We start from the raw sequence: 21,310 nt of genomic DNA, 5'->3' as shown, positions 1-21,310 counted from the left end.
TGGTCACAAGATGGTTACATGATGTGACACAACTCGCACTCAGATGCCAATTGTGTCGACAAATTTGTCATGCCCGACCGGCCCCGGTCAGAAGGTCAGCACCCCGTTCGCCTTGAGCCAGCGGATGTCCCGCTGCGCCAACCCTGCCACCTCCCGCCCTGCCAGCATCTCGATCTGGCTCATGATTTCTTCGGTCTCCGCCGGCTTGGTGTGGGTGATGTAGATCGGGTATTGCTTGCCCGGATCAATGTGCGCCAGTTCGTGCGCCAGCGCCACCGGCGACAGGTGCAGGCTGCGTTCGGCCAAGGCCTCTTCGCGGGAGCTGAAGGCCGTTTCGATGACCAGCATCGCCACGTCGATCGCGTTGACGCGCTCCCAGAACGGCGGGTTGCGTTCGGTGTCGCCGCTGAAGACCCAGTGAGCGCCGCCTTCGGCCCGACGGATGGCGAAGCCGCAGGCCGGCACGGTGTGGACCGCCGGCAGCACTTCGATCAGCTTGGGAGCGTCGCGCCCCAGCTCGAGGCACTGCCCGACTGCGATCTCGTGAAAGCTCACGAAGGGCGATTCGGGGCTGGGAATGCGTTCGAAATTCGGCCAGATGACGTTGTTGAACACATGCGCGCGCAGCGCGTCGATGGTGGCCGCCAGGGCGTGCACGCGCAGCGGCCGGGCACGGCGGCTGCCGACGGCGTCGAGCATCAGGGGCAGGGCGGCGATGTGGTCGAGGTGCGAGTGGGTGAGCACCACGTCGTCGATGGCGGCCATCTCGTCGAGGGTGAGATCGCCGACGCCCGTGCCGGCGTCCACGAGCAGGTCCGCATCGACCAGGAACGAGGTGGTGCGGCAGTCCTTGGCGATGGCGCCCGAGCAACCCAGCACGCGTACCTGCATTGTGGAAGACCCCTTGGTTGCGTCTGTCGTCATTTGGTGTCGAACCGGGTGGCGCCGTCCCAGTCCGGGTCTTGCGGGCGTAGCGCCATCGAGGCTAAACGCTGTGCATAGAGCTGGTAAAGGACTTTTTTGGCATCCGCGGCGAGCAGGGGAGCCAGCAAGTTTCGGCCCAGCGCCCAATCCTGGCGGCGGTAGGCGGCGAGCACCTGGTTCCAGCGGTCGAGCTGCTGCGATGTGTCCTGCGCCTCAGCGCCGACCTGCGCCGAAAGCGGGGTGTAGATGGCGACGGCCTGGGCCTTGCCCTTGACGCGCACGCTGTCGAGCTCCTGCCAGACGAAGCCGGGCGCCGCTTCGCGGGTCGCGCCGCTGGCCACGATCTCGACCCCGTAGTGTCCGCTCAGGCCCTCGAGCCGGGAGGCGAGATTGACCGCGTCACCGACCACGGTATAGCTGCGGCGCGCGGTCGAGCCCATGTCGCCCACACTCATGAGGCCACTGTTCAGGCCGATGCCGGCGCTGATCTCGGGACGGCCGTTGGCGCGGTGCTGGCGGTTGATGTCGTGCACGGCGGCGGCCATGTCGATCGCCGCCTGCACGGCGAGCGCGGCGTGGCCGGGCGTGTCGATCGGCGCGCCCCAGAAGGCCATGACGCAGTCGCCCATGTATTTGTCGACGGTGCCGCGGTGTGCACTGATCACCTCGGTGAGCCGGCTGAAGACGGTGTTCAGGAAGGCCTGCAGCTCGGCCGGCGCCATCTGCTCGGACAAGCGCGTGAAGTCGCGCATGTCGCAGAACATCACGGTCATTTCCTTGCTCTCGGCGCGCATGCTGTAGCGGCCGGGGCGCACGAGCATTTCGTCGACCAGTTGCGGCGGCACGTAGGTGCCGAAGAGCCGCACCAGCCCGCGCCGCGCGCGCGATTCGACGAAGTAGCCCCAGCTCATGTTGAGGGCAAAGGCCAGCGCCACCATGACGAGCGCCGACGCCAGCGGAAGCACGAGGCTGTGGCCGATGTAGAGCCAGGTGTTGAGGCCGACCAGCGCGGCGACCACGCCTGCACCGAGCAGCACGGCGCGCGATGCCGACAGCAGCGATAGCCCGAAGGCGAGCACGAGTCCCGCCGCCAGCACGGTCAGCACTTCGTAGCCCGGTGCGTAGTCGGGCACGGCCAGCAGGCGCCGGTCGAGCAAACCCGAAACGATGTTGGCGTGCACCTCGACGCCCGGGAACGCCGCGCCGACGGGGGTGGCGCGCAGGTCCTGCAGGCCGGGAGCGGTGGCGCCGAGCAGCACGATCTTGTCCTTCAACTCGCCCGGCGCCAGTCGGCCCTCGAGCACGTCGGCAGCGGCCACGTAGCGGAACGATCCTGCGCGCGGACCGCCGGGCCCGCGGAACGGCACCTGCAGGCTGGCGGTCTGATCGACCGGGATGCGCAACGACCCGAGCACCAGCGCCTGCAGGCGCGGAAAGTTGCCGTCGCCAGCCACGAGCGCCGGCCGCACCGGCGGCGAGCCGTTCGCGATGCGGTACACCGCTAGTGCCAACGATTCGTAGTGCCCGGGCGCCGCGTGCTCGCCTTCGTAGCGGGCAATGAGCGGCACGCTGCGGATCACACCGTCGTCGTCGCCGTCACCGACCAGGGTGTTCAAAAACCCCGCGACTGGCGCCGCGCGCCCCAGCACCGGCAGGCTGGCGCCGAACCCGTTCCAGAGCGTGACGAAGGAAGCCTGAGGCGGAAAGGCGTCGGGCGGCAGCACCGGCGTCGCCGGCAGCAGCCCTTTGGCGCTGGGTTGCTCGGTGCGCGTGAAGTAGTAACCCAGCGCCACGGGCTGGCCGCGCAGGGCCTGGGCCAGGGTCGCGTCATGGTCGAGAGTCGGCGCGAGCTGGTCGATTTCGGCGGAAAGGCCCGGCACATCACGCAGCGGGCCGGCTGCGATTTCCTTCAGCCGTCCGAGGCCGGAACTGCGGTCGGGCTCGAGAAACATCACGTCGAAACCCAGCACGGCCGCGTGCTGGCGGGCGAGCAGTTCCGTCGTGAGGCTGGCGATCTTGTCGCGCGGCCAGGGCCACTGGCCCTCGCGCGCCAGGCTGGCGTCGTCGACATCGACGATCACGACCCGCGTGTCGGGCGTGCCCGGCATGGTGGCGCGCAGGCGGGCGTCGTAGATCAGGTGGTCCAGGTGCTCGATCACGCCCAGCCGCCAGACACCGGTGGCATGGAGCAACGCCAGCACCAGCGGCAGCAGCGTGATGGCGATGCGCGGCCAGTGCCGCCGCAATGCGCTCATGGCCGATAAGCCTTAGACAACGGATGCCTGTCGGCGAGAAAACGGGGGGCGGAGCGGGGCGCCGGGCGCGGCTCAGATCCGGACGAACTGCATGCGCGTGGCGCCGCCGAGTTCGAGCACGTCGCCTTCCTGCAGCGCGACGGCTTCGGCACCCAGTTGCACGCCGTTGAGCGTGACGCTGCCGACAACGGTGGCCGCCACGTAGCCCTGACGGCGGCGCGTGACGACGGCCACGGCCACGCCAGGCTTGCCAATGGTGGTGACCACTTTCTGCAGCGGGACGTCCTGGCCTTCGTTGGCGCCCGAGAGCACGCGCAGCATGGGCACGCCCAGCTCGACCAGCGCGCCCGATTCGGTGGGCGCCGACGAGAGCGGCATCGGGGCCGAATACTCGGAGAGCGAGGCCCGCACGGAGCCGGGGCCGACCATGAGGTTGCTGTGCGAGCGGAAATGGATGCGGCAGCCGCCGACCTCGATGACGTCGTTGTCCTGGAGCGCCTGCTTCTGGATGGCCAGCGCATTGACGTAGGTGCCGTTGGTGCTGTTGAGATCTTCAATTTCGACTTCGCCACCGCTCATGTGCAGCACGGCATGCTCGCCGCTGACGGCGAGATTGTCGATCACGATGTCGTTGTAGGCGCGCCGGCCCAACGTCGTGCGATTCTTGGCGAGCGCCACTTGACCGATGACGACGCCATCGACCGAAATGATCATCTTCGGCATGGCCGATTACTCCCCGTTTGCAAAGATCCAGCACCGTCAGGCGGCGCAAACGGTCCGCCGCCTGGGTTGGCTGCTACATGGCCCCGCGGGTCGCTTCGCTGACGCCCGCCTTGGCCAGAACAACTGAAATGTTATCCCGTCCGCCATTGTCGTTTGAAATTGCAACCAAAAGTGAAGCCATCTCCTTGAGCCCGAGATCGCGAGTCAAAAGCGTGAAAAGCTGCGCATCCGACACCATCTCACTGAGCCCGTCGGAGCACAGCATGTAGAGATCGCCCGGCCTGGCGCTGTGCTCGTGCATCTCCAGCAAGACCTGGGCCTCCACGCCCACGGCCCGCGTCACGAGGTTGCGGGTGGGGGAATTCAGGGCCTCTTCGGGTGTGATGGCCCCGGCGTCGAGCTGCTGCTGGCGCAGCGAATGGTCGCGCGTGAGCTGCTCCAGCTTGTTGTTGCGCAGGCGGTAGCAGCGCGAATCGCCGATGTGCCCGACCACCACGCGCTGCGGGCGAAACGCCGCCAGCACCAGGGTCGTGCCCATGCCCCGCAGTTCTTCGTGGGTGATGCCGGCCTGGAGGATGGCGCCGTTGGCCTCGTCGGTGGCCGCCTGCAATGCACGCCGGACCACGCGGGCGGGTGCCTGCATGCCGGCCTGGGCGAACCAGCGGCCGAAGCTCGCATGCATCAGCGAAATGGCCATGGCACTGGCCACCTCGCCGCCCTTGTAGCCGCCCATGCCATCGGCCAGCAGCGCCAGGCCGAGGGCCGGGTCGACATGCACCGCGTCTTCGTTGTGGGCGCGCAGGCGCCCGACATCGGTCAGCGCCGCAAACTCCCAGCTCAGCGCCGGTCGACTGGAGAAAAGGGAAACGCCAACACCTGCCATCGTTTGTCAGCGCTCGCTTTTTAGAAGATCAGTGCGCAGCAGCGCGTGCGCGCCGTTGCAGGAGGCGGCCCAGACCCACGACGATCACCACGCCGGCGATGGCGCCCGCATAGTGCATCCAGGGGTTGGCTGCCAGCATGTCGTGCAGCGACACATCGCTCACGATGGTCTCGCCGCCGACCCAGCCGATCAGCGCGGCGCCCAGCATGACGATGATCGGGAAACGTTCCATGAGCTTGATCATGAGCGTGCTGCCGAAAATCACCAAGGGGATGCTGATGGCCAGACCCAACACCAGCAGCACCATGCTGCCTTGCGCGGCGGCCGCCACGGCGATCACGTTGTCCAGGCTCATCACCAGGTCGGCCAAGAGGATGGTCCGAACGGCCACGAACATGCTGCCGTATTCCTTGGACTCGCCTTCGCCCTCGTCGTCCTCGCTCAGGAGCTGCAGGCCGATCCACAGCAGCAAGGCACCGCCGATGATCTGCAGGTAAGGCAGCGCGAGCAGCTTGGCCGCCACCACCGTCAGCACGATGCGCAGCACCACGGCCGCGCCCGAGCCGAACAGCACGGCTTTTTTCTGTTGCGCGGGCGGCAGCGATCGCGCCGCCATGGCAATCACGACGGCGTTGTCGCCCGAAAGGATGATGTTGATCCAGACGATCTTGATCAGACCGATCCAGAAGTCTGTGCTTTGAAGAAGTTCCATGTCTCTGATCCCACTGTGTTGTATTGAAAAAAGCGCCCGCAACTCAATGCGGGCGCTTTCTTATTTCTGCGTGGTATTGCGAGCGGCGGGAGCGCCGCCAGCGGTCCTGGTGCTTTTTACAGCTTGCCCTTGAGCAGCTTGGCGAGCTCCGAGAAGTTGCGCGTCACGGTGAAGCCGCACTCTTCCATGATGGCGAGCTTGGCTTCGGCCGTGTCGGCACCGCCCGAGATCAGCGCGCCGGCGTGGCCCATGCGCTTGCCGGGAGGGGCAGTGACACCGGCGATGAAACCGACGACCGGCTTCTTCATGTTGTCCTTGCACCAGCGGGCTGCGTCGGCTTCGTCCGGGCCGCCGATTTCACCGATCATGATGACGGCGTCGGTTTCGGGATCGTCGTTGAAGGCTTGCATCACGTCGATGTGCTTCAGGCCGTTGATCGGGTCGCCGCCGATGCCGACTGCCGACGATTGGCCCAGGCCGATTTCCGTCAGTTGAGCCACGGCTTCGTACGTCAGCGTGCCCGAACGCGAGACCACGCCGATGCGGCCCTTGCGGTGGATGTGGCCGGGCATGATGCCGATCTTGATTTCGTCGGGCGTGATCAGGCCAGGGCAGTTCGGGCCCAGCAGCAGGGTCTTCTTGCCGCCGGCCGCTTCCTTGGCCTTCATCTTGTTGCGCACTTCGAGCATGTCCCGAACCGGGATGCCTTCGGTGATGCAGATCGCCATGTCCAGGTCGGCCTCAACGGCTTCCCAGATGGCGGCCGCGGCGCCTGCCGGCGGCACGTAGATCACCGACACGGTGGCGCCGGTCTGCGTGGCGGCTTCCTTCACCGAACCGAAGATCGGGATGTTGAAGATCGACTCGCCGGCCTTCTTCGGGTTCACGCCGGCCACGAAGGCGTTCTTGCCGTTCGCGTATTCCTGGCACTTCTCGGTGTGGAACTGACCGGTCTTGCCGGTGATGCCTTGCGTGATGACTTTGGTGTCTTTGTTGATGTAGATCGACATGACTTGTTCCTTAGGCCTTCTTGACTGCTGCCACGACCTTCTGGGCCGCGTCCGCCATGGTGTCGGCGCTGATGATCGGCAGGCCCGACTCGGCCAGCAGCTTCTTGCCTTCGACTTCGTTGGTGCCCTTCATGCGCACGACCAGCGGCACTTGCAGGTTCACGGCCTTGCAGGCTGCGATCACGCCGGTGGCGATGGTGTCGCACTTCATGATGCCGCCGAAGATGTTCACGAGGATGGCTTCCACGTTCTTGTTCTTCAGCATGATCTTGAAGGCTTCCGTGACCTTCTCGGGGGTGGCACCGCCGCCCACGTCCAGGAAGTTGGCCGGCTCGCCGCCGAACAGCTTGATGGTGTCCATGGTGGCCATGGCCAGGCCGGCACCGTTCACCAGGCAGCCGATGTTGCCGTCCAGGGAGATGTAGGCGAGGTCGAACTTCGAGGCTTCGACTTCGGCCGCATCTTCTTCGTCCAGGTCGCGCAGGGCCACGATTTCGGGGTGGCGGAACAGCGCGTTGCTGTCGAAGTTGAACTTGGCGTCCAGCGCCATGACGTTGCCCTTGCTGTCACGGTTGAGCGGGTTGATCTCGACCAGCGAGGCGTCCGTCTCCATGTAGCAGGTGTAGAGCTTCTTCAGGATGTCGACCGTCTGTGCGGTCGAATCGGCCGGCATGCCGATGCCGTCGGCGATTTCCTTGGCTTGCGCGTCGGTCAGGCCGTCCTTGGGGTCGGCGTAGACCGTGATGATCTTCTCGGGGGTGGAATGGGCCACTTCCTCGATGTCCATGCCGCCTTCGCTCGAAGCGATGAACGCGATCTTCTGCGTCGCGCGGTCGGTCACGGCCGAAATGTAGTATTCCTTGTTGATGTCGGCGCCGTCTTCGATGTAGAGGCGACGCACCTTCTGGCCTTCAGGGCCGGTCTGGTGGGTCTTGAGCTGCATGCCGAGGATCTCGCCAGCCAGCTTCTTGACGTCTTCGATCGACTTGGCGACCTTGACGCCGCCGCCCTTGCCGCGGCCACCCGCGTGAATCTGGGCCTTGACGACCCAGACCGGGCCTCCAAGCTTCTGGGCGGCCTCGACCGCCTCCTGAACCGTATAGGCCGGAATGCCGCGCGGCACCGGCACGCCGAACTTGGCAAGGATTTCCTTGCCTTGGTACTCGTGAATCTTCATGAGGGATGTCTCTCGGAAGGAGGAGGTTGAGAACGGGAGATCGGGAGTGAGACTGTTGTTTCTGCTCTGTTGTTCGCGGGCGACGGCAGCCTGACGGCTGGGGGCGGCGAACAACCGCGGACTGTATCATGGTGCGCCGCACCAATACTTGATGCGCGGTTGCGGTCAATACGTACTTTCTTCTAGCCACCCTACGCATACTCCGATATGGCCAAGGTTTTCATCGACGGCGAAGCCGGCACCACCGGCCTGCAAATTCGCGAGCGGCTGCAAACGATGCCGCAAATCGAGCTCGTGAGCATCGCGCCCGAGCTGCGCAAGGACGTGGCCGCCAAGCGCGAGCTGATGGCCGGCGTCGACCTCGTGGTGCTGTGCCTGCACGACGACGCGGCGCGCGAATCGGTCGCGCTGATCGACCAGCTCCCGGGTAAAAAGCCCAAGATCATCGACGCCTCGACCGCCCACCGCATCGCGCCGGGCTGGGTCTTCGGCTTCCCCGAACTCGTCGAAGGCCACTGGCAGGCCGTGGCCCAGGCCGACCGCGTCGGCAACCCCGGCTGCTACGCCACCGGCGCGATCGCCATGGTGCGCCCGCTGGTCGATGCGGGCCTGCTGCCGGCCGATTTCCCGGTGTCGCTGCCTTCGGTGAGCGGCTATTCGGGCGGCGGCCGGACCATGATCGAGGACTACGAGGCCGGCAAGGCGCCGCTGTTCGAGACCTACGCGCTGGGCCTGAAGCACAAGCACATCCCCGAAATCATGACCTACACCGGCCTCACCCGCCGCCCGGTCTTCATTCCGTCGGTGGGCAACTTCAAGCAGGGCATGCTGGTGCAGCTGCCGCTGCACCTCGACCTGCTGCCCGGCAAGCCGAAGGCCGGCGACCTGCAGGACGCCCTGACCGCCCACTACGCCAGGAGCAACACGCCCGAGCAGTTCGTGAAGGTGCTGCCGCCGACCGACGACGGCAAGCTCGACGCGCTGGCGCTCAACGACACCAACCAGCTGGAGATCCGCGTGTTCCCGAACGAGGACCACCGCCACGCCGTGGTGATCGCACGCCTGGACAACCTGGGCAAGGGCGCCAGCGGCGCCGCGGTGCAGAACCTCAAGCTGATGCTGGCGCTCTGAGCCACTTCCAGCGCTGACAGACAAGAAAGGCCGGCCCGCAAGGACCGGCCTTTTTGCTTTCAGTCGACCCGCATCGTGCCCGTATCGCGGTAGCGCACGTGCCACGAAAACGCCTCTTCGAGCCGGTGCGGCGTGTGGCCGCCGCAGGTCGCCACGGCGCGCGCGTGGTAGTCCTGCAGCATCGCGCGGTACGGCTCGGCCGCGCAGTTCGCGATGATCGCCGCCGCCCGTTCACGCGGCGCCAGCCCGCGCAGGTCGGCCAGCCCCACCTCGGTGACCAGGATGTCGACGTCCTGCGGCGCATGGTCCACGTGCGACACCATTGGCACGATGCTCGACACCGCGCCCTGCTTGGCGACCGACTTGGTCGCGAAGATCGACAGGTAGGCGTTGCGCGCGAAGTCGCCCGAGCCGCCGATGCCGTTCATCATGTGCGTGCCCAGCACGTGGGTCGAGTTGACGTTGCCGTAGATGTCGGCCTCCAGCGCCGTGTTCAGCGCGATGATGCCCAGCCGCCGGATGATCTCCGGGTGGTTGCTCACCTCCTGCGGTCGCAGCACCAGCCGGTCCTTGTAGCGCGCCAGGTCGCCGAACACCTGCCGCGCCTTCGCGGGCGACAGCGTGATCGACGAACCCGAGGCGAAGTCCAGCTTGCCGGCGTCGAACAGGTCGAAGGTCGAGTCCTGCAGCACCTCCGAGTACATCGTGAGGTGCTCGAACGGCCCCGCGCCCAGCCCCGACATCACTGCGTTGGCGACCGTGCCGATGCCCGCCTGCAGCGGCAGCAGCCGCTCGGTGAGCCGGCCCTGCGCCACCTCGCGCTCGAAGAAGGCCACCAGGTGCGCCGCGATGGCCGCGGTTTCGGCGTCCGCCGGCAATACCGTGGAGGTGCTGTCGGCCTTGTCGGTGATGACGATGCCCAGGATCTTCTCGGGCGGGATCTCGATGGCGCTGGTGCCGATGCGGTCGTGCGGCGCCACCAGCGGCATCGGCTCGCGCTGCGGGCGGTGCTTGGGAATGAAGATGTCGTGCAGCCCTTCGAGCGCGGTCGACTGCGAGGTGTTGATCTCGACGATCACCTTGTCGGCCAGGATCGCGAAGCTCGCGCTGTTGCCGATCGAGGTGCTCGGCACCAGCGCGCCGGTCTCGGTGATGGCCACGGCCTCGATGATCGCGATGTCGATCGGCGGAATCTGCCGCGTGCGCAGCATCTCGACCGTTTCCGACAGGTGGTGGTCGATGAACATCACCTCGCCGCGGTTGATCGCCTGGCGCAGCACGGTGTCGACCTGGAACGGCATGCGCCGGCTGATGGCGCCAGCCTCGGTGAGCTGGCGGTCCACGTCACCGCCGAGCGAGGCGCCCGTCATCAGCGTGATCTTCATCGGCTCGCGGCGCGCGCGGGCCGCGAGCGCCAGCGGCACGGCCTTGGCGTCGCCGGCGCGCGTGAACCCGCTCATGCCGACCACCATGCCGTCGCGAATCCATTCGGCAGCGGCCTCGGCGGTGGTGATCCTGCTGCGCAGGGCGGGCAGGCGGATGCGGTCTTCGTGCGGCATGGGGGACAAAACGTCTTTCTTTCGTCAGGCAGGGAAAAGAAAAGCCGGCACCGCGCGCGCGGCGGGTGTCAGCGCAGGAAGTAGTCGACCGGCACCAGCGGCGCCGGCGCCGGGGCGCCCACCGACTGGCACAGGTCGATCTCGAGCGTGCGGCACAGGGCCTCGAGCGGCAGGTCGTTCGACTCGGTGCCGAAGGGCTCCTCGATCTCGTCGCCGAGCGCGTCCAGGCCGAAGAAGGTGTAGGCCACGATCAGCACCACCACCGGCGTCATGAATCCGACCGAGTCCACCAGCCCGAAGGGCAGCAGGTAGCAGTAGAGGTACGCCGTGCGGTGCAGCAGCAGCGTGTACGAAAAGGGAATGGGCGTGCTGAGGATGCGCTCGCACGACGCAGCCGCCGCGCTCAGCGCCGACAGCGTGCCGTCGACGCCCGCCGCCAGCGCCGGGTCGATGCGCCGCGCGCGCAGCGCTTCGCGCAGGTCGGCACCCATGTGCATCAGCAGCGCATGCGGCCGGTTGGCGACCTGGGTCAGGCCCTGCCATTCCGCTTCGCGCAGGAAGGGTTTGGTGTCAGTTGCCGGGTCGGTGCCGCGCAGCTGGTGGCGCAGCGCATGGGCGAAGGCTGCGGCGCGCAGGGTCATGCGCACGCGCAGGTCGTCCAGGCGGCGGACGGTGTCGGCGCCGGCGTTCACCGGCGCGTCGCCGTCGATGAGGCTCTGGCACTGGCGCGCCAGGTTGCGCGAACGCAGGATCACCTCGCCCCAGAGCTTGCGCGCCTCCCAGAAGCGGTCGTAGGCCGCGGTGTTGCGAAAGCCCAGGAAGATCGCCAGCGGCAAACCGAGCAGCGCGAAGGGCACGGTGCCCAGCGGAATCTTGATGGAGCCGAAGCGCCCGTGCAGCACCGTGACGACGATGGCCACGATCACGTTGAGCGTGAGCGCCGCGGCGATGCGCGGCAGGACGGAGCCCCGCCAGGACAGAAACAGCTTGAGCCCGGACGGGCGTTTCCGGACGATCATGAAAGCGGGGGGCAGGGGAGACAGGCAGGCATGGAGGCCGCGCACACCGCAAGGCCCGCGCGGGCGCTGATTGTCGCCGAGGCGTCAGCGCAAGGGCGGCCGGGCGCCCCAAGACCAACGAAGACAGTCGGGCTCAGCGCACGAGCCACAGCCCTATGCCCAGGAGGACCGCCTGCGCGGCCAGCGCGATGTAGAAGAGCTTGCGCGAGGGCGTCGCCATCTCCTGCAGCACCTCGTGGATGCGGCGCGTGAGCAGGGCGCGCAGGGCAGGGTCTTCGCCCGTCGCCGGCGTCGTCGCACCGTGCGCGGCACGCTCCTGCTGCCACTCGGCCAGCATGTCGCTCAGGGGCAGGCGGCCCAGCACGAAGCCGACCACCGCGCGCACGGCCCGGCCTTCGCCGAGCACCGGCGCGAGTTGCTGGCACAGGGCGTCGGGCGAGAGCCAGTCGGCCACGCGCTGCAGGCCGCCGTGGGTGCGCGGCATGGCTTCGATGCGGCCCGCGATGGCGTCGCCCAGCCGCTGCGACACGGCCTCGCCGCGCGCCGCGACCAGGTGCTGCATCGCGCGGGCGCGGCCCCGCTGCACGCCGAGCAGGAAGTACACGCCAACGAACAGCGACAGCAGCACGGCCACCAGCAACGGTGGCGACATGATCAGCGCCAGGATGGCGCCCGCGCCACCGGCGCGCGCCGCCGGGTTGCCCGAGCCCTGCAGCTGGCTCAGGTAGTAGAAGAACACGCCGCCGCCGAGGAACAGGCCGATCAGCGCGCCCTTGATGGCCGAGCCGGCGAAGGCGAAGCCGGCCTTGGCGCCGGTGCGAACGAGAGACTGCGGTTGGGCGGGTGGTGACGACATGAACGGTTCCTCCGGTTTTTTTGGAAAGCCGCCTCCTGGGAGGCCGGTCGCTGGCGATCATGCCACCGCCTTCCCGCACCATAATCGCGCCACACAACAACGAGGAGGATCGCCATGGGAACCGTCAGATTTCAGAAACCGACCGCTGCATTCGTCGCCGCCTCCTGGGCCGCGCTGATCATCGGCGCCATCGTGTACCTGCTCGGGCTGTGGAATGCCGCGATGCAGCTCAACGAGAAGGGCTACTACTTCACCATCCTCATGTACGGCCTGTTCTCCGCCGTGTCGCTGCAAAAGACAGTGCGCGACCGGCTCGAGGGCATCTCGGTCACCGGCATCTACTTCGGCCTGTGCTGGGTCTCGCTGCTGCTGTCGGTGGGCCTGCTGGCCGTGGGCCTGTTCAACGCCTCGCTGGCCGCGAGCGAGAAGGGCTTCTACGCCATGGCCTTCCTGCTGAGCCTGTTCGGCGCGGTGGCGGTGCAGAAGAACGTGCGCGACATCGCCGCGTACAAGGCCGAGAACCCGCTGGCCGACGACGTCACGGCCACCGAGTAAGCCAGCCCAGGCTCAGCCCGCCTCGAGCAGGCGGCGCAGGGCCTGCAGGTCGCGCGCGATCCAGTCGGCATCGCGCGCAAAGGCCGCATCGTCCATGTGCGGCTGGCGCAGCAGCGTGAACTGCAGCTCGCACACACCCGGCGCCACGCCGATCACGCGAAACGGCAGGTAGACCTCGGGCACGCCTTCGGGCGCCACCCAGTGGTCGAGCACACCCAGGTCGTTGGGCGGCGCAAAGCGCATGCGGGCCTCGCCGCTTTCGGGCGTGCGCACGATCCAGTGGTCGCCGTGCGGCACCAGCGCACTTTTCGCAAGGCCGCTGGCCCAGTCGGGCAACCGCTTCGGGTCGGACGCGAGTGCGTAGGCGTCGCGCCATTCGCAGTGCACGCGCTGCGTGATGACGCGGGACAGGGCCGCGTCGCCTTCATTCGCCGTTGGGGTCGTCGCTGGGGTCATCGAAGTCGCTCCTGAGCACCTTGGACACGACGGCGCCCGAGAAACCGCGCGCCATCAGGAATCGCATCTGTTTCGCGCGCTCCTTCGCATCGGCGGGCGGCGCGTCGAAGCGGCGGCGCCACAGGGCCGTGGCGCGCTCGACTTCGGTCTCCTGCAAGCCGGCCACCGCCTGCGCGATGGCTTCGGGCGCGATGCCCTTGGCCTGCAGTTCCTGCTTCACGCGCAGCGCGCCCGAACGGGCGGCACGCTGGTGCAGCACCGAGGCGACGACGCGCGGCTCGCTGATGAAGTCCTTGGCGGCCAGCTCGTCGAGCGCCTTGGCCAGCGTGCCGGGCTCTTCCTCGTGCTTGGCCAGCTTGCGCTCCAGCTCCGCGCGCGAATGCTCGCGCTGGCTCAGGAGCCGCAGGGCGCGGCCTTTGAGGGAGGGGGCACTGAAGGCCATTCGGGGGTGGTGGGTCGCTCACGCGGCCCACGCACTGCGCGAAGGCCGCTTATCTCGAACTTACTCCGCTGCCTTGTCGGCCTTCGATGCCTTGGCGGGCTTCTCGGCCTTCTCGGGTTCGGAGCCTGCATCGGCCGCGAGCAGCGGAATGCCCAGCGACTCGCGCACCTTGTTCTCGATCTCGCGCGACAGGTCGGGGTTCTCGCGCAGGAACTCGCGGGCGTTGTCGCGGCCCTGGCCGATCTTCTCGCCGTTGTAGGCGTACCAGGCGCCCGACTTGTCGATGATCTTGGCGTTCACGCCCATGTCGATGATCTCGCCCTCGCGGCTGATGCCTTCGCCGAACAGGATGTCGAACTCGGCCGTCTTGAACGGCGGGCTCACCTTGTTCTTCACCACCTTCACCTTGGTTTCGTTGCCGATGGCTTCGTCGCCCTTCTTGATGGTGCCGATGCGGCGGATGTCCAGGCGCACCGAGGCGTAGAACTTCAGCGCGTTGCCGCCGGTGGTGGTTTCGGGCGAGCCGAACATCACGCCGATCTTCATGCGGATCTGGTTGATGAAGATGACCATGCAGTTGGTCTTCTTGATCGTAGCCGTGAGCTTGCGCAGCGCCTGGCTCATCAGGCGGGCCTGCAGGCCGGGCAGCGAGTCGCCCATTTCGCCTTCGATTTCGGCCTTGGGCGTGAGCGCGGCGACCGAGTCGACCACGATCAGGTCGACGGCACCCGAGCGCACCAGCGAATCGACGATTTCGAGCGCCTGCTCGCCGGTGTCCGGCTGGCTGATCAGCAGGTCGGACAGGTTCACGCCGAGCTTCTGGGCGTACTGCACGTCGAGCGCGTGCTCGGCGTCGACGAAGGCGCAGGTGCCGGCCTGCTTCTGCATGGAGGCGATCACCTGCAGCGTGAGCGTGGTCTTGCCCGAGGATTCCGGGCCGTAGATTTCAACGACGCGGCCGCGCGGCAGGCCGCCGACGCCCAGGGCGATGTCCAGGCCCAGCGAGCCGGTGGACACCACCTGGATGTCTTCCAGCGCCTCGCCTTCGCCCAGGCGCATGATCGTGCCCTTGCCGAACTGCTTTTCGATCTGGGCCAGCGCGGCCTGCAGGGCCTTGGCCTTTTCACTGTTGGCGACCGAGATGCTTGCGCCCTTGACGACTGCGTCCATGTGGAAATCTCCTTGAATATCAACGGTTTGTGTCGGGGTTCATCCATCTGCTTTTAACCACAGGCTGGATGCTTGAACAGTAGTGTAGGGGCTCATGGCGTTTCGCAAACCCACTTTAAAGTCAGTTTGCCTTACCATCTGAGGCCATGGCCGACCCCGCCTTTCCCACCGATCCCGACGCCTGGCGCCAGACCCACCTGGGCCGCCTGCTGGGCCATGCGATGCGCCGCTTCGACGAGCGCGTGCTGGCGCTGATGGCGCACGACATCGACGTGCCGCTGGCGCTGTCGAACCTCGCGGCGCGCGCGCAGGTGAGCGCGGCGCACATCCACATCACACGGCACCTGGCGCGCGAGGGCTCGCGCCTGACCGAGCTGGCCGAGCGCGCCGGCATGACCAAGCAGGCCATGGGCACGCTGGTCGACCAGTGCGAGGCCTGGGGGCTGGTCACGCGCGGGCCCGACCCGCTCGATGCGCGCGCGCGGCGCGTGCTGTTCACCGCCGACGGGCTGGCCTGGCTGGACGCCTTCCGCCGCGCCGTGACGCAGACCGAGCGCGAGTTCCGCGCCAGCGTGGGCGACGAGATCGCCACCGTGGTAACCATCGGACTCGAAGCCTATACAGCGGGCTAGACTCGCGTTGAGACAAATGTGAACAGCGCCGGCATGGCGCCTGAATCCGCCGGAGGTGGCTCATGCGAATACTGATTGCCGAAGACGACCAGGTGCTGGCCGATGCCCTGCTGCGCAGCCTGCGCACCTCGGGCGCGGCGGTCGATCACGTGGCCAACGGCTCGCAGGCCGACACCGCGCTCATGACCCACAGCGAGTTCGACCTGCTGATCCTCGACCTCGGGCTGCCCAGCCTGCACGGCATTGAGATCCTCAAGCGCCTGCGCGCACGCGGCTCGCAGCTGCCGGTGCTGGTGCTCACGGCGGCCGACAGCGTGGAAGAGCGCGTCAAGGGCCTGGACCACGGCGCCGACGACTACATGGCCAAGCCCTTCAGCCTGCAGGAGCTCGAGGCGCGCGTGCGCGCCCTCACGCGGCGCGGCATGGGTGCCACCAGCAACGCGATCCGCCACGGCCCGCTGGTCTACGACCAGGCCGGCCGCGTGGCGACCATCGACGGCAAGATGATCGAGCTGTCGGCGCGCGAACTGGGCCTGCTCGAGGTGCTGCTGCAGCGCGCCGGCCGGCTGGTCAGCAAGGACCAGCTGGTGGACCGGCTGTGCGAATGGGGCGAAGAGGTGAGCATCAACGCCATCGAGGTCTACATCCACCGCCTGCGCAAGAAGATCGAAAAAGGACCGGTGCGCATCGCGACGGTGCGCGGGCTGGGCTACTGCCTCGAGAAGATTCCCGGTTGAGCCTGCCCCGCCCGCGCAGAACGCCGTCAGGGCTGCTTGCGCAGGCCGACCAGCAGCGTGGCGCCGGTGTTCGAACGGATCAGGAACATGAGGCTGCGCAAGTAGCCGTTGCTCTCGTACACGCCCGCCGGCACCAGCCCGATGGCCGCCGGCCCGGCATAGGAACCGGTGGCGGCCAGGGTGAGCTTGCAGTCGTCCTTGCTGGCCGTCGCGGCATTCACCGCCTTCAGCGTGAGGTCGTACATGTTCTTGGCCGTGCCGGGCTGCGCCAGGGCGACGGTGCCCGAGAGCGTGCACTGGCCGATCTGCACGCCGCTCGTGCTGCCGGTGAACGCGCCCTTGTCGTCGACCTGGACCGTCACGCCGAGGCTGCTGTCGTTGTTGGACCAGCTGCCCACCACGCTCGCCTGCGACACCGCCAGCGCGTTCTCGACGGTGTAGGTCAGGGGACCGAAATCGGCCGGGGCGCGCGTGCCGTAGGCATAGGTGCCGTTCATCGTCTTCTTCGGCGCGAAGGTGCCCGAGCCGGTGACCTGCGAGGCGTCGATGAAATAGAACTCGGTGTCGGGGTTGAACGACCAGTCGAGCCCCGTGACCTTCAGCGAGCCCCACAGCGTGCCGACAGTGAAGCTGCGCGCGATCGAGCCGTTGGCGCCGACGAAGGCGAGCCCGCGCACGCCCGCGGCATAGATGCCTTCGCTGTCGTTGCCCACCGCGGCGGTGGAGCCGGGCTGCGGCGCGCTCAGCGAGGGCAGCGGCTCGGAGCCCGGCACGGCGGCGCGGTTCTCGGCGGGTGCGGGCGCGGGGGCCGGGGAGGGCGCGGGTGCGGGCGCAGGAACCGGTGCGATCGGCAGCATCGGCATGCCACCGCCGCCTCCACCACCTCCACCGCCGCATGCGGTGACACCCACGCTGGCGGCCAACACGGTCGCGGCCATCCAGAGCGGCTTGGGGCAGCCGCCCACTGTCTTTTGCTTCATGATTTCTTCCCTGATGTTTTTGAATTGCAGAAACTGCACCTCAAGGCTACAACCAGTCACACCTTGTCAATGAAACGTCACACCTGCGAATCGCAGTACTAGTTCACGCTCGCCCGCGTTCTTTCGCCTTGCCAGGAACTCCCTTGAAGCTCTTCCAGCGCGCCCAGCGCTCCCTGTTCGGCGAGATCCTCGACTGGATGCTCACGCCGCTGCTGCTGCTCGTGCCGGTGAGCATCGGCGTGACGTGGCTGGTGGCGCAGGGCATCGCCAACGCGCCCTTCGACCGCGCGCTGGAGCACAACGTGAAGGTGCTGGCCGAGCTGGTCACGGTGAAGGAAGGGCAGACGCACTTCGTGCTGTCGCAATCGGCGCGCGAGATCCTGCGCGCCGACGACGCCGGCCACATCTACTACCAGCTGCTCGACGGCCACGGCACGCTGCTGCACGGCGAGCGCGACCTGCCGCAGCCCAACGTGGACGACCCGCCCGGCACCAACGTGGTCCTGCTGCACAACAGCACGGTGCACGGCCAGCCGGTGCGCGTGGCCTCGCTGTGGATTCCCAGCGGCAGCGAAGAGGTGCCGCCGTCGCTGCTGCAGCTGGCCGAGACGCGCGAGAAGCAGGCGGTGCTCGCCACCGAGATCATCAAGGGCGTGCTGCTGCCGCAGTTCGCGATCCTGCCGCTGGCGGTGCTGCTGATCTGGCTGGCGCTGGTGCGCGGCATCAAGCCGCTGTCGGTGGTCGAGGCGCGCATTCGCGAGCGCCGCCCGGGCGACCTGAGCCCGCTCGACGAGTCCTCGGTGCCGCTCGAGGTGGTGCCGCTGGTGTCGTCGGTGAACGAGCTGCTCGACAAGCTCAACGACTCCATCTTCACGCAGAAGCGCTTCCTGGCCGACGCCGCCCACCAGCTGAAGACCCCGCTCGCGGGCCTGCGCATGCAGGCCGACCTGGCGCAGCGCGAGGGCGCCAACGCCGACGAGCTCAAGCAGTCGCTCAAGCAGATCGGCCGCGCCAGCGTGCGCGCCACCCACACCGTGAACCAGTTGCTGTCGCTGGCGCGCGCCGAGGGCACCAGCGCCATGACGCACTGCCAGCCCTGCGACCTCGCGCGGCTGACCATCGAGGTGGTGCGCGAGGCCGTGCCGCGCGCGATCGAAAAGCGCATCGACCTGGGCTACGACGGCGTCCAGGCTGGCGCGCCCGGCGTGATGGTCGACGGCAACCCGACGCTGCTCAAGGAGCTGGTGCGCAACCTGGTCGACAACGCGCTCAACTACACGCCCTCGACGCCCGAGCGCCCCGGCGTGATCACCGCGCGCGTGCTGGCCGACCCCTTCGGCCACGTGCAGCTGGTGCAGGTGGAGGACAACGGCCCCGGCATCGCCGAGGCCGACCGCGAGCTGGTGTTCGAGCCCTTCTACCGCGTGCTCGGCAACGAGGCCGACGGCTCCGGGCTGGGCCTGCCGATCGTGCGCGAGATCGCCAACCAGCACCGCGCACGGGTCAAGCTCGAAGACGCGCACCCCGGCAAGCACCCGCCGGGCGCGCTCTTCACCGTGCGCTTCGAGGAGGCCCCGTCGGAATGAATCCGCTCGACACGCTGCGCCAACGCTTCCTGGAAATCCGCCTCGACACCGACGTGTCGGACATGTTCGACTTCGGCGCCGATCTGCTGGAACAGGATTCAGCCGAGGCGCTCGCCTTCCACTACACGCTGCTGCACGACACCGGCATGGACAGCGAACTCTACGACTGGCTGTGCCGCAAGTTCGGCGAGCGCGGCGACGAAGCCGAAGACCACCTGCTCGCGCAGTTCGACCGCGAGCCCGATCCGGCCATGCAGGCCACGGTGCTGCAGATGCTCGGCGGCTTCAAGTACCGCAAGGGCCGCCGGCTGAAAGAGACCGCGGCCCTCGCGCGTGCCGCGCTCACGTCACCGCACGACGACCTGCGCTGCAAGGGCCTGTGGGTGACCGGCTGGCTCGGCGGCACGACGGACATCGCCAAGGTGGTGCCGCTGCTCGCGCACGATGCCGTCGCCGCGAACCGCCGATGGGCCGCGAGTGCGCTGATGCAGATCGTGTTCAACCGCCGCAGCGCCGCACCCAAGGCGCTCGAGCCCTTGCGCCAGGCGCTCGACACCGAGACCGATCCGGCCGTGCTGGGCGGCATCCTGGTCGCGGTGCAGGAAATCGCGGGCAAGAAGTTCGGCCTGAGTTCCAGCTCACACGAGCCACCGTCCGAAGAAAAACTGCAGACCGCGCTGGCCAAGGCGCGGCGCATGTTCGCGCGCGCTGCAGCCGCCTGATCCGCTCAGGGCGCGGGCGTGCCCGAAGGCTTGGCTTCCTTGCGGATCTGCAACCACTCGGGATGGATCTGCCGCGCCATGCGCTGCGGCTCGCGCTCGTCGAGCGCCGCGGGCGCAAGCCCGAAGCCGGCCAGATCGCCGCGCGTCCATAGCCAGTAGCCCGCGTTGGCGGCGAGCAGGGCGATGAGGACCAGGCGCAACTTCATGCCCTCGCTCAGAAAGACATGCCGCGCGGACGCACGCTCACTTCGTCGCTCGAGATCAGTTGCAACCCGGCGTCGGTGCGCACCTGCAGCTCGCCGCCCCAGGCCACGCCTTCGCACAGGCCGGCGGTGCCGTCGCTGAGCGTCACCTCGCGCCCGCGCAGCACGTCGCGCGCCGCGAAGCGCTCGGCAAAAGGTGCGAAGCCGTTCGCCTCGAAGGCGAGCACGCTGCGCACCAGCGGCTCGGCCAGCGACAGCAGCACCTCGGGCGCGGACGCGTCGGGCTGCCACTGGCGCAGCCAGGCCGGCGGCGTGCGCATGCCGTCGCCCTCGCGCGGGCCGATGTTGATGCCGATGCCGACCACGAGGTAGCGCGCGGCATCGGGCCGGGCCGTCTGCGGCATCGCGGTTTCGATGAGGATGCCGACCAGCTTGCGGTCGCTCACCCAGATGTCGTTGGGCCACTTGAGGCCGACCTGGTGCGCGCCCGTCGGGTCGAGGCTTTCGGCCACGCTCACGCCCACGGCCAGCGACAGGCCCGACCAGTCGGCCGGCGCCAGCGGCATGCCGAGCGAAAAGGTGAGCGAGGCGGGCGCCTCGGGTTGTTGCGCGCTCTGCCACGGGCGGCCGAGGCGACCGCGCCCCGCCGTCTGGCGCTCGGCCACGAGCAGCACGGGGTCGGTGCGGCCGGCGCGCGCGCGGCGCATCAGCTCGGTGTTGGTGGAATCGATTTCGGCCACGGCCTCGACCGCGAAGCCGGGCAGCAGCGGCGCAACCGTCGCGGCGATCCGGTCTTCGAACCAGGCGCTGGCCGGCGTCGTGCCCATCGTCAGTCTCCGGCGGCGGCCGGGGCGTCGCCCTTGGACTTCTTCTTGCCGTCGGCCTTTTTCTTGTCGGCCTTCTTGTCCGCTTTTTTCTTCTCGGCTTTCTTTTCAGCCTTCTTCGCTTCCTTGGCCTCGGCCTTCTTCTTCTCGGCCTTTTTCTTGGCCTTCTTCTTTTTCTTCTTGTCTTTTTCCTCGTCCTCGTCCTTGGGCGTCAGCAGCGTGCCGCGGCACATCTCGGAGCCGCACCAGCACGGGAACTCGGACAACAGCTTCTCGGTGTACGGCTCGTCGATGATCAGGCCGTAGTCGTAGTTCAGTTCCTCGCCGGCGGCGATGTTTCTCAGGGCCTTGATATAAACGCGCCCATCGACTTCGTCGGCCTCGCAGTTCGGCTCGCACGAGTGATTGATCCAGCGCGCGTCGTTGCCCTTCACATTGCCGTCGATCACGCGGCCGTCGTCGATGTGGAAGTAGAAGGTGTGGTTCGGCTGGGTCGGGTCGTGCGGATGGCGGCGCAGCGCCTCTTTCCAGCTGATGACCTCGCCCTTGTATTCGATCAGCGTTTCACCTTCGGCCAGGTCCTGCAGGGCGAACACGCCGTTGCCGTGGACGTCCGAGCGGCGCATCTGGATGCGCCGGCCACCGGAGCGCGTGGCGGCGGACCGCGCCTCGGGCTCGGTCACGGGGGCGGCTTCCTTGTCGCGGCCGGCGGAAGGTGGGGATTTGGAAGGCATCGCCGAAGTCTGTTAGGTTG

23 protein-coding genes are annotated in these 21,310 nt (G+C 67.8%); 6 read left to right on the top strand and 17 right to left on the bottom strand.

Annotated elements, in window-relative coordinates; genetic code table 11:
* Positions 1 to 87: 87 nt before the first annotated feature.
* The 7 genes from AC07OH_RS25485 to sucC all read right to left on the bottom strand — a co-directional run bounded on the left by AC07OH_RS25485 (position 88) and on the right by sucC (position 7,684).
* The gene (locus AC07OH_RS25485) at positions 88 to 891 is read right to left on the bottom strand and encodes a 3',5'-cyclic-nucleotide phosphodiesterase (protein ID WP_495302571.1); all 804 of its coding nucleotides are present in this window, start codon (positions 889 to 891) and stop codon (positions 88 to 90) included.
* Between the two features lie 29 nt (positions 892 to 920).
* Positions 921 to 3,179 carry a CHASE2 domain-containing protein gene (locus tag AC07OH_RS25480; protein WP_495302570.1) on the bottom strand — a complete coding sequence of 753 codons (2,259 nt, stop codon included), beginning with the start codon at positions 3,177 to 3,179 and terminating at the stop codon, positions 921 to 923.
* Between the two features lie 72 nt (positions 3,180 to 3,251).
* Positions 3,252 to 3,902 (bottom strand): FHA domain-containing protein, encoded by a 651-nt coding sequence (locus AC07OH_RS25475; RefSeq protein WP_099794133.1) that lies wholly within the window; start codon positions 3,900 to 3,902, stop codon positions 3,252 to 3,254.
* Between the two features lie 73 nt (positions 3,903 to 3,975).
* Positions 3,976 to 4,785, bottom strand: a complete 810-nt coding sequence (locus tag AC07OH_RS25470; protein ID WP_489060603.1) for a Stp1/IreP family PP2C-type Ser/Thr phosphatase — start codon at positions 4,783 to 4,785, stop codon at positions 3,976 to 3,978.
* Positions 4,786 to 4,813: 28 nt separating this feature from the next.
* Positions 4,814 to 5,497 (bottom strand): TerC family protein, encoded by a 684-nt coding sequence (locus AC07OH_RS25465; RefSeq protein WP_489060601.1) that lies wholly within the window; start codon positions 5,495 to 5,497, stop codon positions 4,814 to 4,816.
* A gap of 116 nt (positions 5,498 to 5,613) precedes the next feature.
* The gene (gene sucD, locus AC07OH_RS25460) at positions 5,614 to 6,507 is read right to left on the bottom strand and encodes a succinate--CoA ligase subunit alpha (protein WP_495302569.1); all 894 of its coding nucleotides are present in this window, start codon (positions 6,505 to 6,507) and stop codon (positions 5,614 to 5,616) included.
* Between the two features lie 10 nt (positions 6,508 to 6,517).
* Positions 6,518 to 7,684: an ADP-forming succinate--CoA ligase subunit beta gene (gene sucC / locus AC07OH_RS25455; RefSeq protein WP_489060597.1), complete on the bottom strand. Its 1,167-nt coding sequence runs from the start codon at positions 7,682 to 7,684 to the stop codon at positions 6,518 to 6,520.
* Between the two features lie 207 nt (positions 7,685 to 7,891).
* Between sucC and argC the strand changes: the two genes are divergently transcribed.
* Positions 7,892 to 8,815, top strand: a complete 924-nt coding sequence (argC, locus tag AC07OH_RS25450) for an N-acetyl-gamma-glutamyl-phosphate reductase (protein ID WP_495302568.1) — start codon at positions 7,892 to 7,894, stop codon at positions 8,813 to 8,815.
* Between the two features lie 59 nt (positions 8,816 to 8,874).
* Here the strand turns inward: argC and scpC are convergent, their stop codons facing one another.
* The 3 genes from scpC to AC07OH_RS25435 all read right to left on the bottom strand — a co-directional run bounded on the left by scpC (position 8,875) and on the right by AC07OH_RS25435 (position 12,249).
* On the bottom strand, positions 8,875 to 10,374 hold the full coding sequence (gene scpC, locus AC07OH_RS25445; protein ID WP_495302567.1) for a succinyl-CoA:acetate CoA-transferase ScpC: 1,500 nt from the start codon (positions 10,372 to 10,374) through the stop codon (positions 8,875 to 8,877).
* A gap of 68 nt (positions 10,375 to 10,442) precedes the next feature.
* Positions 10,443 to 11,393 (bottom strand): bestrophin family protein, encoded by a 951-nt coding sequence (locus AC07OH_RS25440; RefSeq protein WP_495302566.1) that lies wholly within the window; start codon positions 11,391 to 11,393, stop codon positions 10,443 to 10,445.
* A gap of 133 nt (positions 11,394 to 11,526) precedes the next feature.
* A complete protein-coding gene (locus AC07OH_RS25435; RefSeq protein ID WP_489060591.1) occupies positions 11,527 to 12,249 on the bottom strand; it encodes a hypothetical protein in 723 nt (240 codons plus the stop codon).
* A gap of 114 nt (positions 12,250 to 12,363) precedes the next feature.
* Here AC07OH_RS25435 and yiaA point away from each other — a divergent pair, with 114 nt between their 5' ends.
* Positions 12,364 to 12,804: an inner membrane protein YiaA gene (gene yiaA / locus AC07OH_RS25430; protein ID WP_095747315.1), complete on the top strand. Its 441-nt coding sequence runs from the start codon at positions 12,364 to 12,366 to the stop codon at positions 12,802 to 12,804.
* A 12-nt stretch (positions 12,805 to 12,816) separates the two neighbouring features.
* Here yiaA and AC07OH_RS25425 read toward each other — a convergent pair whose 3' ends face one another.
* The 3 genes from AC07OH_RS25425 to recA are packed head-to-tail and all read right to left on the bottom strand — an operon-like array spanning position 12,817 to position 14,872.
* Positions 12,817 to 13,260 carry an SRPBCC family protein gene (locus tag AC07OH_RS25425; protein ID WP_495302565.1) on the bottom strand — a complete coding sequence of 148 codons (444 nt, stop codon included), beginning with the start codon at positions 13,258 to 13,260 and terminating at the stop codon, positions 12,817 to 12,819.
* Positions 13,229 to 13,702 carry a recombination regulator RecX gene (recX, locus tag AC07OH_RS25420; RefSeq protein ID WP_095747317.1) on the bottom strand — a complete coding sequence of 158 codons (474 nt, stop codon included), beginning with the start codon at positions 13,700 to 13,702 and terminating at the stop codon, positions 13,229 to 13,231. The genes AC07OH_RS25425 and recX overlap by 32 nt, the downstream gene beginning before the upstream one ends.
* Before the next feature lie 60 nt (positions 13,703 to 13,762).
* Positions 13,763 to 14,872, bottom strand: a complete 1,110-nt coding sequence (gene recA / locus AC07OH_RS25415; protein WP_062482792.1) for a recombinase RecA — start codon at positions 14,870 to 14,872, stop codon at positions 13,763 to 13,765.
* Between the two features lie 146 nt (positions 14,873 to 15,018).
* On the opposite strand from recA, the gene AC07OH_RS25410 reads away from it, so the two are divergent.
* Both AC07OH_RS25410 and AC07OH_RS25405 read left to right on the top strand, forming a co-directional pair.
* A complete protein-coding gene (locus AC07OH_RS25410; protein WP_062482795.1) occupies positions 15,019 to 15,504 on the top strand; it encodes a MarR family winged helix-turn-helix transcriptional regulator in 486 nt (161 codons plus the stop codon).
* 62 nt (positions 15,505 to 15,566) lie between these two features.
* Complete coding sequence (locus tag AC07OH_RS25405; RefSeq protein ID WP_056575150.1) at positions 15,567 to 16,241, top strand: response regulator transcription factor; 675 nt, start codon at positions 15,567 to 15,569, stop codon at positions 16,239 to 16,241.
* 26 nt (positions 16,242 to 16,267) lie between these two features.
* Here the strand turns inward: AC07OH_RS25405 and AC07OH_RS25400 are convergent, their stop codons facing one another.
* Positions 16,268 to 17,221: a hypothetical protein gene (locus tag AC07OH_RS25400; protein WP_495302564.1), complete on the bottom strand. Its 954-nt coding sequence runs from the start codon at positions 17,219 to 17,221 to the stop codon at positions 16,268 to 16,270.
* 143 nt (positions 17,222 to 17,364) lie between these two features.
* On the opposite strand from AC07OH_RS25400, the gene AC07OH_RS25395 reads away from it, so the two are divergent.
* Together AC07OH_RS25395 and AC07OH_RS25390 are read left to right on the top strand one after the other, a co-directional pair.
* The gene (locus tag AC07OH_RS25395) at positions 17,365 to 18,807 is read left to right on the top strand and encodes a sensor histidine kinase (RefSeq protein WP_489060584.1); all 1,443 of its coding nucleotides are present in this window, start codon (positions 17,365 to 17,367) and stop codon (positions 18,805 to 18,807) included.
* On the top strand, positions 18,804 to 19,529 hold the full coding sequence (locus AC07OH_RS25390) for a HEAT repeat domain-containing protein (protein ID WP_495302563.1): 726 nt from the start codon (positions 18,804 to 18,806) through the stop codon (positions 19,527 to 19,529). The genes AC07OH_RS25395 and AC07OH_RS25390 overlap by 4 nt, the downstream gene beginning before the upstream one ends.
* 5 nt (positions 19,530 to 19,534) lie before the next feature.
* Here the strand turns inward: AC07OH_RS25390 and AC07OH_RS25385 are convergent, their stop codons facing one another.
* Genes AC07OH_RS25385 through AC07OH_RS25375 form a run of 3 tightly spaced genes read right to left on the bottom strand, consistent with a single transcriptional unit; the run spans position 19,535 to position 21,182 of the window.
* Complete coding sequence (locus AC07OH_RS25385; RefSeq protein ID WP_062480380.1) at positions 19,535 to 19,735, bottom strand: hypothetical protein; 201 nt, start codon at positions 19,733 to 19,735, stop codon at positions 19,535 to 19,537.
* An 8-nt stretch (positions 19,736 to 19,743) separates the two neighbouring features.
* Positions 19,744 to 20,559 carry a biotin--[acetyl-CoA-carboxylase] ligase gene (locus AC07OH_RS25380; RefSeq protein ID WP_495302562.1) on the bottom strand — a complete coding sequence of 272 codons (816 nt, stop codon included), beginning with the start codon at positions 20,557 to 20,559 and terminating at the stop codon, positions 19,744 to 19,746.
* 2 nt (positions 20,560 to 20,561) lie between these two features.
* Positions 20,562 to 21,182, bottom strand: coding sequence for an SET domain-containing protein (locus AC07OH_RS25375; protein WP_095747777.1), 621 nt, complete (start codon positions 21,180 to 21,182; stop codon positions 20,562 to 20,564).
* Between the last annotated feature and the right edge of the window lie 128 nt (positions 21,183 to 21,310).

It is taken from the genome of Variovorax sp. GW821-FHT10C12 (assembly GCF_059415405.1).
The sequence above is the reverse complement of the archived record's forward strand: the minus strand, read 5'-3'. Positions and strand labels throughout refer to the sequence as shown.